The following is a 13575-nucleotide window of genomic DNA, read 5'->3' on the forward strand; positions in this document are numbered from 1 at the left end:
AACTCCTTAGGGTTATTTGCCGTCTTTACCAACATGCAGAATGGCAAGGAATGCTTCCTGCGGCAGTTCGACGTTACCGACCTGCTTCATACGCTTCTTACCTTCTTTCTGCTTCTGGAGCAGTTTTTTCTTACGGCTGACGTCACCGCCATAGCATTTCGCCAGAACGTTTTTACGCAGTTGTTTCACGGTAGAGCGGGCAATAATGTGGTTGCCGATGGCCGCCTGAATCGCGATATCAAACTGCTGACGCGGGATCAGATCTTTCATCTTCTCAACCAGCTCACGGCCACGGTACGGCGCATTGTCGTTGTGGGTGATCAGGGCCAGCGCATCAACACGTTCGCCGTTGATCAGCACGTCCACACGTACCATGTTCGAAGCCTGGAAGCGTTTGAAGTTGTAATCCAGTGACGCATAGCCACGAGACGTAGACTTCAGACGGTCGAAGAAGTCGAGAACCACTTCCGCCATTGGGATTTCGTAGGTCAGCGCGACCTGGTTACCGTGGTAAACCATGTTGGTCTGAACGCCACGTTTCTCCACGCACAGCGTGATAACGTTACCCAGATATTCCTGCGGCAGCAGCATATGACACTCTGCGATAGGCTCACGCAACTCATCAATGTTGTTCAGCGGCGGCAGCTTGGACGGGCTGTCGACGTAGACGATCTCTTTGTTGGTGGTCTGCACTTCGTACACTACGGTCGGCGCGGTGGTGATAAGATCCAGATCGTATTCACGCTCCAGACGTTCCTGAATGATCTCCATGTGCAGCAGACCAAGGAAGCCGCAGCGGAAGCCGAAGCCGAGCGCCGTGGAGCTTTCTGGCTCGTAGAACAGCGAGGCATCGTTCAGGCTCAGCTTGCCGAGCGCATCACGGAAGTTCTCGTAGTCGTCAGAGCTGACCGGGAACAGGCCGGCATAAACCTGTGGTTTCACCTTTTTAAAGCCTGGCAGCGCTTTTTCTGCCGGGTTACGCGCGCCGGTCAGGGTATCGCCCACTGGCGCACCGAGAATGTCTTTAATGGCACAGACCAGCCAACCCACCTCGCCGCATTTCAGCTCGGTACGGTCAACCTGTTTTGGTGTGAAGATCCCGAGACGGTCTGCGTTATAGACCTGGCCGGTACTCATCACCTTAATTTTGTCGCCTTTACGCATGGTGCCGTTTTTAATACGCACCAGCGAGACAACGCCCAGATAGTTATCGAACCATGAGTCGATAATCAGCGCCTGCAGTGGGGCATCCGGGTCACCTTCTGGTGGCGGAATATCACGCACCAGGCGTTCCAGCACATCGGTAACGCCCACGCCGGTTTTGGCCGAGCAACGCACGGCATCGGTCGCGTCAATTCCGACGATATCTTCAATCTCTTCCGCCACGCGCTCAGGGTCAGCGGCTGGCAGGTCGATCTTGTTCAGAACCGGCACCACCTCGAGATCCATTTCCATCGCCGTGTAGCAGTTTGCCAGGGTCTGGGCTTCTACGCCCTGCCCCGCATCCACCACCAGCAGCGCGCCTTCACAGGCTGCCAGCGAGCGAGAAACTTCATAGGAGAAGTCAACGTGGCCTGGGGTGTCGATAAAGTTCAGTTGGTAGGTTTCACCATCAGCCGCCTTGTAATCGAGCGTGACGCTCTGTGCTTTAATGGTGATACCACGTTCGCGTTCCAGGTCCATGGAGTCCAGAACCTGGGCTTCCATTTCACGATCAGACAGGCCACCGCAAATCTGGATAATACGGTCAGACAGCGTCGACTTACCGTGGTCAATGTGAGCAATGATCGAAAAGTTACGTATGTTCTTCATATAGTTAAATAATTATGCCTTACGAATTCCTGGAGGCCGCTGTTCTTAGCCTGACGTTTTTCAGTGCGAAAACGCAGCATTCTACACTACATCTCCGTTACCTGGAAATGCACTTAGCGCCAGGTATAGCGTGAAGAAATGGCGTTTTCTTTTTTAAGATGTAAATGATGATAAAGCCCGATGGATCACCGGGCCTCAGAGGAGAGCGTCTCAACACGAAGTTGGTCTGGTGCCAGCCCTACGCTGAGAATAACAGGCTGCCACGCTTCGCGGGCTGCGAGCCTTGGGGAGAAACCTTTGGCAAGCCAGAAACCACCCACACCTCCCAATGCAGCGCCGCACATAGCCGCCGCATCGGTACCAAACAGCATCTGAAACACGCCGCCCATCACAAAGAGCCCCACCAGCGGGGAGAGATAAACCAGCATTGCGGAACCCAACAGGCTGCCTTCGGCAATACCCAGTTCCACCTTCTGTCCTGCCACCAGCGGTTGCTCACTTGGCACGGAAAGCGTGTGCGAGGTTTGCGGCCCGAGCTTATTTAGCACGCGGCTGCCGCAACCCGCCCGGGATGCACAACTGTTACAGGAGGCCTTTACATCACAGCTTACCAGCGCAACACCGTCCTGCCATGATACAACCGTAGCCCACTCTTTAATCATTGTGCAGCCCTGAATTTGATGCTGTCAGAAATACGCTTCGCCGTTTGCGGGGGTAATTCGCCGACGATGGTGATCTCCGCGTTGTCGCGTACCGTGGTACTGACTGTTCGACGTCCGGTACGCAGCATTTGTTCGGCACTGTTTGCCGTCGCGCGATTGATGTTCACCGAGAAGCTGAACAAGCCATCGGAGTAAAGGCGCGATTCAACCGGCGTTTCAATGGTAGGCAGTTGTCGGCGGCTGCTTGATACTTCCGTAAAGCCTTGCGGGATCCAGGAAGGAACCCAGTTGAAATTCACGGAATCTCCCGCCGGAACGGAGAGCAGCGGCGGCAAGCTGGCTTTCGCCAGATTCTGCATGCTATTACCCACCTGATTATTAACGCTAAAGGAGATAACGCGGAACTGTTCCAGCGTTTCGCCATCGCGATCAAGCAGGTCTACACGCATTGGAAGCTTGGTTTCGGCATCAATCCAGACAATGTAGCTGTAACGCGTCCCGTCGCGGGCGACAACGCGGATCACTTCACACAATCTGTCAGCGATGCGCGTACGCCCTACCGAAATAAAATCGTAGTAAGGGGCAAGGCGCTTGAAGTCGGTGTAGATGAGCGATGGCAGAGAATCAACGATATAGTCGCCATTGAGGGTAAAAGGCTCCAGGCCTGGCTCGAAATAGCTGATTTCGTTACCACGCTGAACCACTTCCCGACGCGGGCCATCCATCTGTAAAAGTTGCGCGAGCGGCTGATTATCAAGACGGGCGTGGCGATAGCGTAACGACTCGACGCCCTGCTTATTGATGCTGATAAATGCCAACTCGTAATTGAGTGACTGGCTGGCCAGATTCATTTGCTGCAACAACGCCCCGGATGAAACATCAGCCGAGGCGTTGGCAGAGAAGAACAGGCTACCCGCCATCAGAGACATGGCGAACCAAAGTTGCTTCATTACTGCGATTGCGTTCCTAAAGTTTGGTTTCCTGGCACCTGCACAGCAGCCTGCTGGGTTTGTGCCTGCTCAAACTGAAGCTGTTCTGAGTGCAGACGACGCTGCAACTCATAATCCTGCAACATCGCATTAATGCGACGGCGCTGCTCCTGAACCTGCTGTTGCTGACCGCCACTGGCGGAGGCATCAGCCGGTACACCCAAACTTACCGGGCTGGCTTTGCCCATCATCGGCAGTGTATTGAACACTGGCGCTTCTGGCTGCTGATTAGTTTCAGACTGAGTATTATAGTGCTGGACGCCAACGATAACTGCAAGCGATACGCATGCCGCCACACCCATTTGGGTAAGTTGACTGGCCCACGGACGCACCTTCTGCCAGAACGGCATTTTCTGCCACTGGTGTGGTGCAGGTTGAGCTTCAGGAATCAGCGGAGTGGTCTGATGAACAGGCTCATTCTCAATAGCCGCCATCACGCGGGCTGAGATATCGAAATGGATAACCTCGCTGGTGTCACCACGAAGGGTGTCACGGATGAGATGGTAACTCTCCCAGGTCTCTTGCATTTCGGGAGAATGAGACAACTCGTTGAGCAGCTCACTATCCAGCGTTTCACCATCCATTAAAGCGGAAAGTTTTTCTTTCTGCATGCCTAATACCTTTTCCAGTATCCCGCTATCGTCAACGCCTGATAAGCGGTTGAACTTTATTATCAATAGCTTCTCGCGCACGGAAAATTCGTGAACGTACCGTGCCGACCGGACAATCCATGATAGCGGCTATCTCTTCATAGCTCAGACCATCAAGCTCCCGTAACGTAATTGCCATGCGTAAATCTTCCGGGAGCGACTCGATCGTGCGAAAAACAATTTGTCTCAGTTCTTCTGACAACATTAAGTTCTCAGGGTTCGAAATTTCTTTCAGCGCACCGCCACTTTCGAAGTTTTCAGCGTCGATTGCGTCCACATCACTTGAAGGCGGACGACGGCCCTGAGCGACCAGATAATTCTTTGCCGTATTGACCGCAATACGGTACAGCCAGGTATAAAAAGCACTATCTCCCCGGAACGAGTCCAGCGCGCGATAGGCCTTAATAAAAGACTCTTGTACAACATCAGGCACATCACCTGACGGTACATAGCGGGAAACCAGACTCGCCACCTTATGCTGGTAGCGCACCACCAGTAGGTTAAAGGCTTTCTGATCTCCCTTCTGGACCCGTTCAACCAGGACCTGGTCCGTTAACTGCTCGCTCATCCGAGGTAATGTCTCCCCAAACCAAAATTCCACGCGTTATCGAAACGCCACTCTACAAATCCCGCACTTTTGAGCAAGCACCGAGTTGGAGTGTCTGTTCTTCAATAAGTTCCGCAACGCCTTTGTTTTTGTTCATCGCGTCACAGACTGTTTATTTTCTCTCATTATAAGTCTGTTCACGATACATACCCACTTTCTGACTTCAAACATCTCTTATCCGGTCAGAAGAGTAACGCAACCCAGGCTTTATTTCACCACAAAATCTGACGCTAACGACCTGCTTCGCAAAATATTTTCCTTCTTTTACATGCCGGAAATCCGCGCATGCGCGTTTAGTCACTGCAACTGAGAATAAAAAAAACGTGCGATATCTCGCACTGAGGTGCTATTCTGCCCAAACACTGTTTAGTAAATTAAACAAAAATCATGAACACAACACCTGAACTACATTGTGATGTACTGATCATCGGTAGCGGTGCGGCAGGACTCTCGCTGGCGCTGCGTCTGGCTGAGCATCAGAGCGTAATTGTTCTGAGTAAAGGACCGATGAGCGAAGGCTCCACATTTTATGCCCAGGGCGGAATTGCCGCCGTGTTTGATGAAACAGACAGCATTGCGTCACACGTCGAAGATACGTTGATTGCCGGAGCCGGGATCGTCGATGAACATGCTGCGGAATTTGTCGCCAGCAATGCGCGTCACTGCGTCCAGTGGCTTATTGACCAGGGTGTACTGTTTGATACTCAGGTTCAGCCAAACGGCGAAGAGAGTTACCACCTTACCCGCGAAGGCGGACACAGCCACCGCCGGATCCTGCACGCTGCAGATGCCACCGGTAAAGCGGTGGAAACCACCCTGGTCAGCAAGGCGCTCAGCCATCCTAACATTCGGGTGCTTGAGCGCAGTAATGCCGTTGACCTGATTATTTCTGACAAAATCGGCCTGCCAGGCACGCGCCGGGTGGTGGGAGCCTGGGTCTGGAATCGTAACAAAGAAAAGGTCGAAACCTGTCAGGCGAAAGCCGTGGTGCTGGCAACAGGTGGCGCCTCCAAAGTATATCAATACACCACCAACCCGGACATTGCCTCTGGTGATGGTATCGCCATGGCCTGGCGCGCCGGGTGTCGTGTTGCCAATCTTGAGTTCAACCAGTTTCATCCAACCGCACTGTTCCATCCGCAGGCGCGCAATTTCCTGCTGACGGAAGCCCTGCGTGGTGAAGGCGCGTATCTGAAACGACCGGACGGCTCACGTTTTATGCCGGACTTTGACCCGCGAGGCGAGCTCGCGCCGCGTGATATCGTCGCCCGCGCTATCGATCACGAGATGAAACGTCTTGGCGTGGATTGCATGTATCTGGATATCAGCCACAAACCGGCAGAGTTTGTCCGTCAGCATTTCCCGATGATTTATGAAAAGCTGCTCAGCCTTGGGATTGATCTGACGCGTGACCCGGTACCGATTGTGCCAGCCGCTCACTATACCTGTGGTGGCGTCATGGTTGACGATCATGGCCGTACGGACGTGGATGGTCTGTATGCCATCGGCGAGGTGAGCTATACCGGGCTGCATGGCGCGAACCGCATGGCATCCAACTCGTTGCTGGAGTGTCTGGTTTACGGCTGGTCCGCAGCGGTGGATATAACCAAACGCATGCCGTATGCCCGTCACGCAGAGCACTTACCGGCCTGGGATGAGAGCCGCGTGGAAAACCCGGATGAGCTGGTTGTGATCCAGCATAACTGGCATGAGCTTCGGCTATTTATGTGGGACTACGTTGGCATTGTACGCACGACGAAGCGTCTTGAGCGAGCCTTACGCCGTATCACCATGCTGCAGCAGGAAATTGATGAGTATTATGCCAATTTCCGCGTTTCCAACAATCTGCTGGAGCTGCGTAACCTGGTGCAGGTTGCCGAGTTGATTGTTCGCTGCGCGATGATGCGTAAAGAGAGTCGGGGTTTACATTACACCCTGGACTATCCCGACACGCTGCCTGAATCTGGCCCGTCGGTTCTCTCCCCGCAGCGTCACATAAACAGATAAAATGCCTGGGTCAGCGCAGTGTAATCTTCGGAGTAACGCTGGTCTGGCCCACGGATAACCATCCTGTCGTTAAAACATTCACCCTCTTTTGGCGAAAGCGCCAGCAAGACCCGGTGTGGTAAACGCCCTTCCGTATCCGAGATATCGGTACGCAGCCGTAAGTTCCAGCCCATCTCCCGTGCGATCTCAATAAAGGTATTGCCGGTGCTTTCGGGAAGAACCACGCAGAAGAACCCTTCTTCGGAAATTAAATTCACCGCGCTGGTTAACAGGGCTTTATGATCGAGCGAACCGGTATAGCGAGCCTGTTCGCGCTCAGGCGTACCGCACTCCACGCCGGGCGCGTAGTAGGGAGGGTTACTGACGATCAAATCGTAACGCGCCGTTTGCTCTGGTGCCCAGGCCAGTACGTCCGCGCATTCAACTTTTATTCGGGTTGCCCAGGGGGATTCGAGCGCATTTTCACTCGCCTGCCCTGCTGCCTGTGCATCCAGTTCAACCGCATCAATGGTGACATGTTCATCCGTGCGCTGAGCCAGCATTAATGCCAGCAGACCACTGCCGGTGCCAATATCCAGAATGCGCTTAACCCCTGCGACAGGCGCCCACGCTCCCAGTAGAATACCGTCTGTACCGACTTTCATGGCACAGCGATCGTGAGCAACAAAAAATTGTTTAAACGTAAAACCATCGCGGCGCAATTGCGCTTTGAGTTGAGACATGTCAGAGCAACCTTCTAAGTGAAACTGGAGTAGCATAGGGGAAAGCGAAGTGGCCGAAAAGCGATATCCATACAAACAGATGAAGATTACAGCCGTAACGTCTATAATCAGCGCCCCACACAGAGGTAGAACATGACTGTAACGACTTTTTCCGAACTTGAACTCGATGAAAGCCTGCTCAATGCACTTGAGAGCAAAGGCTTTACACGCCCGACCGCCATTCAGGCAGCGGCCATTCCGCCTGCGCTTGAGGGCCGCGATGTGCTCGGTTCTGCGCCAACCGGCACGGGGAAAACAGCAGCCTACTTGCTGCCTGTGTTGCAGCACCTGCTCGATTTTCCTCGTAAAAAATCAGGCCCGCCGCGTATTCTGATCCTGACGCCTACCCGTGAACTGGCTATGCAGGTTGCCGATCACGCACGCGAGCTGGCAGCGAATACCCATCTGGATATCGCCACAATCACCGGCGGCGTTGCGTATATGAACCACGCCGAAGTGTTCAGCGAAAACCAGGATATCGTCGTTGCGACGACAGGCCGTCTGCTGCAATACATTAAAGAAGAGAACTTTGACTGCCGCGCGGTAGAAACCCTGATTCTGGACGAAGCCGACCGTATGCTGGACATGGGCTTCGCGCAGGATATCGAACACATCGCCGGCGAGACGCGCTGGCGCAATCAGACACTGCTCTTCTCTGCCACCCTCGAAGGGGACGCGATCAAAGACTTCGCAGAGCGCCTGCTGGAAGATCCGGTGGAAGTGTCGGCAACGCCTTCTACCCGTGAACGCAAGAAGATCCATCAGTGGTACTATCGCGCGGACAACCTTGAGCACAAGGTTGAATTGCTCAAGCACCTGCTGAAGCAGGAAGAGGCCACCCGCACTATCGTCTTTGTGCGTAAGCGCGAGCGTGTGCACGAGCTGGCTGAAATGCTGCGTAATGCCGGGATTAACAACTGTTACCTCGAAGGCGAGATGGCACAGATCAAACGTACCGAAGGCATTAAGCGTCTGACCGATGGCCGCGTTAACGTGCTGGTGGCAACAGATGTTGCTGCTCGCGGGATTGACATTCCGGACGTCAGCCACGTGATCAACTTCGATATGCCGCGCAGCGGTGATACCTATCTGCACCGCATCGGCCGTACCGGCCGCGCCGGGCGTAAAGGTACAGCGATCTCCCTGGTTGAAGCGCACGACCATCTGCTGCTGCAGAAAATTGGTCGCTATATCGACGAGCCGCTGAAATCCCGCGTTGTCGATGGCCTGCGCCCAACCACGCGTGCACCGAGTGAAAAAATGACGGGCAAACCGTCTAAAAAAGCACTGGCGAAACGTGCGGAGAGAAAAGAGAAAGAAAAAGAGAAGCCGCGCGTGAAGCAGCGTCATCGCGATACCAAGAATATTGGTAAACGCCGTAAGCCAAGCGGTACTGCGTCAGAAGCGAAAACTGAAGAGTAAAAAAAAGCCGGGAAATATCCTAATGCTGGTCACTTAAGGTGATCAGCATTTTTTCTTGCCGGATATTTCTGGGCTTTTATTCTCACTTCCCGGGGGTAACTTCGCTCTCTTCTTCCCGGTAATACTAGCCACTTTGCTTTCTCATACAGCGTTCTTAACTCACCCGGCATCTTACCCGGTGAGGCCCATGGCAGCGTTATCAGAAGCCTGGTTATTTCACTTATTGTGCCGCTAAAGCTCAACTGGTAAGGCAGATAATCGCCCTTCAGTTCAAACGCCATCCTTACCATCTGGTATCTCACCAGGTTGTAAGTCAGCAGTACCCCCCATAACTCCTGTCGCACCAGTTCTGGCAACTTACTGCGTAACGTCCAGCGGCTGTCCATCATTCCCTGCTTCGCTTCCCGGTAACCCAGTTCAATTTCCCACCTGTGACGATATAACTCGCTGATATCATTGCCAGGGTAGCGATTCTGGTCTGTCAGGGATGTCAGAACCTGTTTTTCTTTTCCGTCAACCGTTCGGGTCAGCAGTCTTGCGGTGAACCGCCCCGGGAGTGCTGGCCACTGTTTCCGGGCCTGTGGGCTGGTTTTCAGTTCAACAAGCTCGTCGCCACGTCCCAGCTTACGCACAACTTCATATTGTGTGTTTTTTTTCAGTGGCAGCAGCCAGTGCCGGTTTTCTCCGGACATCTGCCAGTGATGAAGCAGTCCCGGAGAGTAAAATCCTTTATCGAATAAAGTGATACTCTCATCCGGCGTTCTTTCTGCCAGCTGCGCTGCCAGTCGCATTTCGCTGACGTTCTCGCTGTCAAAGGCGCTGGCGTTGATCAGATGGCTGCTCAGCTCCATCAGACAAACCATCCTGACCTGCGGATAGCCACCGGTACCATTTCGCCCTGCGGGTCTGCTGAAGGCCGCGCTGTTTTCCGGCGTGTCTGCCGTACGCCAGACAACACCGTCCACAGCAAACAGATTCAGTCCGTGCCATTTCGGATGGGCCGCCTGCTGGTTCCAGTACCGCTGTGTAATGTCGAACAGTTCCCGCACAGCATCTTCCCCGAGCGTTTTTCGGCGCTGAATAACTGAGCTGCGGGCGGTGAAAGGCTCACCGGTCCTGTCAGTGATATCCATCAGATTCACGATCTCGGTCATAGGGCGATTGCAGAAAATGGACATGCCAACGACCAGCCAAATCATGGATTCAAGAGGAAGTTTGCGTTTGCGGAGTGTGACAGTATCAGTCAACGTTAACGCTTTCTGAATGAATTCAGTGGGAATGAGGTCCGAGAGGCTACGGGCGTGCTCAGGGGAGGTAACGTTGATAATGCCGAGGGCTTGTGAAAGTTCCATTTAAAAAAGGGTCCATGATGAACATGAACCCTTTTTACACCAGCCACCGGATCGGTCAACCGATCCTTAAACGATCGGCATTAGGAAATATCCCGGCTTTTTGTTCCACCCCCGTGGCTAAAAACCTTACAGGCTTTCAGTAAAGGTACGCGCGATAACGTCGCGCTGCTGTTCCGGGGTCAAGGAGTTGAAACGCACCGCGTAGCCAGACACACGAATAGTCAGCTGTGGGTATTTTTCAGGATGCTTAACCGCATCTTCCAGCGTTTCGCGACGCAGTACGTTCACGTTCAGATGCTGACCACCTTCAACACGCACTTCTGGTTTCACTTCCATTGGGATTTCGCGGTATTCAATTTCGCCCAGCTTATTAACTGGAACAATTTCATCTTCCGCAAAACCCGCTTTTGCTACCACACAGCGTGCTTCGTTTTTCTCGCTGTCCAGCAGCCAGAAAGAGTTGAGCAGATCGTCGTTTGCAGCTTTAGTAATCTGGATACCTGTAATCATGTGTTGCCTCCCTTAGGCTACATTAACTGGTGTCGGCCTTTCGCGGCCAATTGGTAAAACCATTGTTTCTTGTGTGTATATATATCATTCACACCACGGCGATTTATTGATTTAAATCAACTAAATCACCAACCATACAAAGAGTGTGGTCTGATTTTATTGTTTCAGATCAATTTTCCAGCCTTACCAATTCAAATCAATTTGTAATTTTTCAACCATAATTTAAGGAGTTAGGGCTAATTTCCGCATGGAATTTTGCACCGCAGGATTTAGCGGTTAAGCTAGGCGCAGAATGAGATTCGCAGGAGAGCGAGATGACGACACCGCTGACATGGCACGATGTGCTGGCAGAAGAGAAACAGCAGCCCTATTTTATCAACACTCTCAGTACCGTTACGGCAGAGCGGCAGTCTGGCCAGACGATTTATCCGCCCCAGAAAGACGTATTTAACGCGTTTCGCTATACCGAACTGAGCGATGTCAAAGTCGTAATCTTGGGTCAGGATCCTTACCACGGCCCTGGTCAGGCTCATGGGCTGGCCTTCTCCGTGCGCCCGGGCGTGGCTATCCCCCCTTCTCTGCTGAACATGTATAAAGAGCTTGAAGGAACGATCCCCGGTTTTACCCGGCCCAATCATGGTTATCTGGAAAGCTGGGCGCGCCAGGGCGTGCTGTTACTGAATACTGTCTTAACCGTACGAGCAGGTCAGGCGCACTCTCACGCCAGCCTTGGGTGGGAAACCTTTACGGATAAAGTCATCAGCCTTATCAATGAACATCGTGAGGGGGTAGTGTTTTTACTCTGGGGATCGCATGCGCAGAAGAAAGGGGCGATTATTGACCGTCAGCGTCATCACGTATTGAAAGCGCCACACCCGTCTCCGCTGTCAGCCCATCGTGGTTTCTTTGGCTGTAATCATTTTGTTCTGGCGAATGAGTGGCTGGAAAAACGTGGCGAAACGCCGATTGACTGGATGCCCGTGTTACCGGCAGAAAGCGAGTAGGAAATGAATGTGCCGGGCTGGCCCGGCACATAAAAAGCTTATGCTTTGTTCTGACGCCACCACTCCGCCAGCAGTACGCCGGTCGCGACGGAAACGTTCAGACTTTCCACATTGCCCGTCCCGTCAATAGAGACGCTCAGATCCGCACTCGAGAGTGCCGCGTCTGACAGACCATCACGTTCCTGACCTAACACCAGCACCATCTTGCGCGGCAGCGTCGCTTTAAACAGCGGCGTACCGGCATGGCTGGAGGTCGTCACAATGGAATAGCCCGCTTTACGGAACTGCTCAATGGCATCCAGAACGCTGTCGCCGGTGATCGGCTGAACGTGCTCGGCACCGCCTTCCGCAGTACGGATCGCAGCACCGGATTCCAGCAGCGCAGCATCCTGCAGCAGTACTCCTTTAACGCCGAAGTGCGCGCAGCTGCGCATCATCGCACCCAGGTTATGCGGGTTACCCACATCTTCCAGCGCCAGCACGCAGTCATCGGCACCGGCCTGGCTGACCCACTGTTGCACCGTTGTGCCGTTGCGTTTTTTGATCAGGAAGCAGACACCACCGTGGTGTTCGGTGCCTGACGCTTTCGTCAACTCGGCATCATCAACCACATGGTAGGCTTTACGGTTTGCCGCCATCCAGCGCAGGGCTTCTTTGAAGCGAGGGGTGACGCTCTGGATAAACCATGCACGAACGATACATTCAGGACGGCTCTGGAACAGAGCCTGACAGGCGTTTTCGCCATACACGCGTGTCTCTTCCGCACGCTGACGGCGCAGCACTTCCGGATCGATAAAGCTTTTACCGCTGATGCCGCCGTGATCGGCTTTTTCAGGCGTCTCATCGCCAGGCGCGCGGGACACGGTACGCCATGGTGACGAACCCTCACGTGCAAAATCATCGCGTTTGCGATCGTCACGCTTGCGGTCATCACGTTTGCGGTCATCGCCGCGGTTGTTTCTGTCATCGCGGGCGGGGCGACGGCCACCGTCTGCACGAGAGGACGCCGGACGCCCGCCACCTTTTCCGGTACGCGGATTTTGGGTGCGTTTATCAGAGTCATCATCACTGCGGACATACATCACTTTGACCTTGCCGCTTTTATTTTTCATTTTGTCGTTCATGCTTTTCTCCACCAGCGCTGCGCGAAGCGCGCAGATTACCCGATGTGCAAGCGCATAGCCATAATTTCGTACAAAAGCCTGTGACTATTGTTCTCATTGAATAAAACGCATTGTCGTTTCAAACAGGCTCATTGATAATATGTAACATATTAGAAACATTATCGGCATACTGCCGCTGTCCCATGGTTCTATCAGAGGTTAGTTATGAATACCGTATGTGCCAACTGTCAGGCTCTTAACCGCATTCCGGACGATCGGATCGAGGATGGTGCGAAATGCGGGCGTTGTGGCCATGAGTTGTTTGATGGCGATGTGATTAACGCTACAGGTGCTACGCTGGACAAACTCCTCAAGGACGATCTCCCGGTGGTTGTCGATTTCTGGGCACCATGGTGTGGCCCGTGCCGTAACTTCGCGCCAATCTTTGAAGATGTCGCCGAAGAGCGCAGCGGGAAGATGCGTTTTGTGAAGGTGAATACGGAGGCAGAACGCGAGCTCAGCGCCCGTTTTCGTATTCGTAGCATTCCGACCATCATGATTTTCAAAAATGGTGAAGTCATCGACATGCTCAACGGCGCGGTACCCAAAGCGCCTTTCGAGAGCTGGTTGAACGAGTCGCTGTAACATTCACGGGGCACATCTTGTGCCCCGTTCCCGCCTCTGCGAAAATGGGGT

At 53.3% G+C, this 13575-nt stretch carries 14 protein-coding genes; 4 read left to right on the forward strand and 10 right to left on the reverse strand.

What is annotated here, in order from left to right; genetic code table 11:
* Positions 1-12: 12 nt before the first annotated feature.
* The 6 genes from lepA to rseD form a co-directional block, all read right to left on the reverse strand.
* Entirely contained in the window at positions 13-1812 is a 1800-nt protein-coding gene (lepA, locus tag ACQG2G_RS16200) for a translation elongation factor 4 (RefSeq protein ID WP_013098320.1), read from the reverse strand.
* Positions 1813-1997: 185 nt separating this feature from the next.
* Positions 1998-2474: a SoxR-reducing system protein RseC gene (gene rseC / locus ACQG2G_RS16205; protein ID WP_038420411.1), complete on the reverse strand. Its 477-nt coding sequence runs from the start codon at positions 2472-2474 to the stop codon at positions 1998-2000.
* A complete protein-coding gene (gene rseB, locus ACQG2G_RS16210; protein WP_013098322.1) occupies positions 2471-3424 on the reverse strand; it encodes a sigma-E factor regulatory protein RseB in 954 nt (317 codons plus the stop codon). Before rseB ends, rseC begins: the two co-directional genes overlap by 4 nt.
* Positions 3424-4074 carry an anti-sigma-E factor RseA gene (rseA, locus tag ACQG2G_RS16215; RefSeq protein WP_023620106.1) on the reverse strand — a complete coding sequence of 217 codons (651 nt, stop codon included), beginning with the start codon at positions 4072-4074 and terminating at the stop codon, positions 3424-3426. Before rseA ends, rseB begins: the two co-directional genes overlap by 1 nt.
* Positions 4075-4105: 31 nt before the next feature.
* Positions 4106-4681: an RNA polymerase sigma factor RpoE gene (rpoE, locus tag ACQG2G_RS16220; RefSeq protein WP_006176728.1), complete on the reverse strand. Its 576-nt coding sequence runs from the start codon at positions 4679-4681 to the stop codon at positions 4106-4108.
* Entirely contained in the window at positions 4678-4758 is an 81-nt protein-coding gene (gene rseD, locus ACQG2G_RS16225; RefSeq protein WP_225368419.1) for a rpoE leader peptide RseD, read from the reverse strand. The genes rpoE and rseD overlap by 4 nt, the downstream gene beginning before the upstream one ends.
* A 349-nt stretch (positions 4759-5107) precedes the next feature.
* On the opposite strand from rseD, the gene nadB reads away from it, so the two are divergent.
* Positions 5108-6727 (forward strand): L-aspartate oxidase, encoded by a 1620-nt coding sequence (gene nadB, locus ACQG2G_RS16230; RefSeq protein WP_013098324.1) that lies wholly within the window; start codon positions 5108-5110, stop codon positions 6725-6727.
* Here nadB and trmN read toward each other — a convergent pair.
* Positions 6712-7449: a tRNA(1)(Val) (adenine(37)-N(6))-methyltransferase TrmN gene (trmN, locus tag ACQG2G_RS16235; RefSeq protein ID WP_061771744.1), complete on the reverse strand. Its 738-nt coding sequence runs from the start codon at positions 7447-7449 to the stop codon at positions 6712-6714. The genes nadB and trmN overlap by 16 nt on opposite strands.
* Before the next feature lie 132 nt (positions 7450-7581).
* On the opposite strand from trmN, the gene srmB reads away from it, so the two are divergent.
* Positions 7582-8910 (forward strand): ATP-dependent RNA helicase SrmB, encoded by a 1329-nt coding sequence (gene srmB, locus ACQG2G_RS16240; RefSeq protein WP_061771745.1) that lies wholly within the window; start codon positions 7582-7584, stop codon positions 8908-8910.
* Between the two features lie 29 nt (positions 8911-8939).
* On the opposite strand, the gene ACQG2G_RS16245 is transcribed toward srmB, so the two are convergent.
* Together ACQG2G_RS16245 and grcA are read right to left on the reverse strand one after the other, a co-directional pair.
* Positions 8940-10262, reverse strand: coding sequence for an IS4 family transposase (locus ACQG2G_RS16245; protein WP_020686790.1), 1323 nt, complete (start codon positions 10260-10262; stop codon positions 8940-8942).
* Positions 10263-10388: 126 nt separating this feature from the next.
* On the reverse strand, positions 10389-10772 hold the full coding sequence (grcA, locus tag ACQG2G_RS16250; protein WP_013098327.1) for an autonomous glycyl radical cofactor GrcA: 384 nt from the start codon (positions 10770-10772) through the stop codon (positions 10389-10391).
* Positions 10773-11086: 314 nt separating this feature from the next.
* On the opposite strand from grcA, the gene ung reads away from it, so the two are divergent.
* Positions 11087-11776, forward strand: coding sequence for a uracil-DNA glycosylase (ung, locus tag ACQG2G_RS16255; protein WP_061771848.1), 690 nt, complete (start codon positions 11087-11089; stop codon positions 11774-11776).
* Between the two features lie 38 nt (positions 11777-11814).
* On the opposite strand, the gene ACQG2G_RS16260 is transcribed toward ung, so the two are convergent.
* Positions 11815-12900 (reverse strand): tRNA/rRNA methyltransferase, encoded by a 1086-nt coding sequence (locus ACQG2G_RS16260; protein ID WP_061771849.1) that lies wholly within the window; start codon positions 12898-12900, stop codon positions 11815-11817.
* Positions 12901-13104: 204 nt separating this feature from the next.
* Between ACQG2G_RS16260 and trxC the strand changes: the two genes are divergently transcribed.
* Positions 13105-13524, forward strand: a complete 420-nt coding sequence (gene trxC, locus ACQG2G_RS16265; protein ID WP_013098330.1) for a thioredoxin TrxC — start codon at positions 13105-13107, stop codon at positions 13522-13524.
* The last annotated feature ends 51 nt before the right edge of the window (positions 13525-13575 follow it).

It is taken from the genome of Enterobacter cloacae complex sp. 382A5 (assembly GCF_050031095.1).
Lineage (GTDB): Bacteria > Pseudomonadota > Gammaproteobacteria > Enterobacterales > Enterobacteriaceae > Enterobacter > Enterobacter cloacae.

Coding starts and splice junctions, on each gene's coding strand:
- trmN (WP_061771744.1), bottom strand. CDS start 7,449: ATGTCTCAACTCAAAGCGCAATTGCGCCGCGATGGTTTTACGTTTAAA.
- ung (WP_061771848.1), top strand. CDS start 11,087: ATGACGACACCGCTGACATGGCACGATGTGCTGGCAGAAGAGAAACAG.
- rseC (WP_038420411.1), bottom strand. CDS start 2,474: ATGATTAAAGAGTGGGCTACGGTTGTATCATGGCAGGACGGTGTTGCG.
- trxC (WP_013098330.1), top strand. CDS start 13,105: ATGAATACCGTATGTGCCAACTGTCAGGCTCTTAACCGCATTCCGGAC.
- nadB (WP_013098324.1), top strand. CDS start 5,108: ATGAACACAACACCTGAACTACATTGTGATGTACTGATCATCGGTAGC.
- rpoE (WP_006176728.1), bottom strand. CDS start 4,681: ATGAGCGAGCAGTTAACGGACCAGGTCCTGGTTGAACGGGTCCAGAAG.
- ACQG2G_RS16260 (WP_061771849.1), bottom strand. CDS start 12,900: ATGAACGACAAAATGAAAAATAAAAGCGGCAAGGTCAAAGTGATGTAT.
- lepA (WP_013098320.1), bottom strand. CDS start 1,812: ATGAAGAACATACGTAACTTTTCGATCATTGCTCACATTGACCACGGT.
- rseB (WP_013098322.1), bottom strand. CDS start 3,424: ATGAAGCAACTTTGGTTCGCCATGTCTCTGATGGCGGGTAGCCTGTTC.
- grcA (WP_013098327.1), bottom strand. CDS start 10,772: ATGATTACAGGTATCCAGATTACTAAAGCTGCAAACGACGATCTGCTC.
- rseA (WP_023620106.1), bottom strand. CDS start 4,074: ATGCAGAAAGAAAAACTTTCCGCTTTAATGGATGGTGAAACGCTGGAT.
- srmB (WP_061771745.1), top strand. CDS start 7,582: ATGACTGTAACGACTTTTTCCGAACTTGAACTCGATGAAAGCCTGCTC.
- ACQG2G_RS16245 (WP_020686790.1), bottom strand. CDS start 10,262: ATGGAACTTTCACAAGCCCTCGGCATTATCAACGTTACCTCCCCTGAG.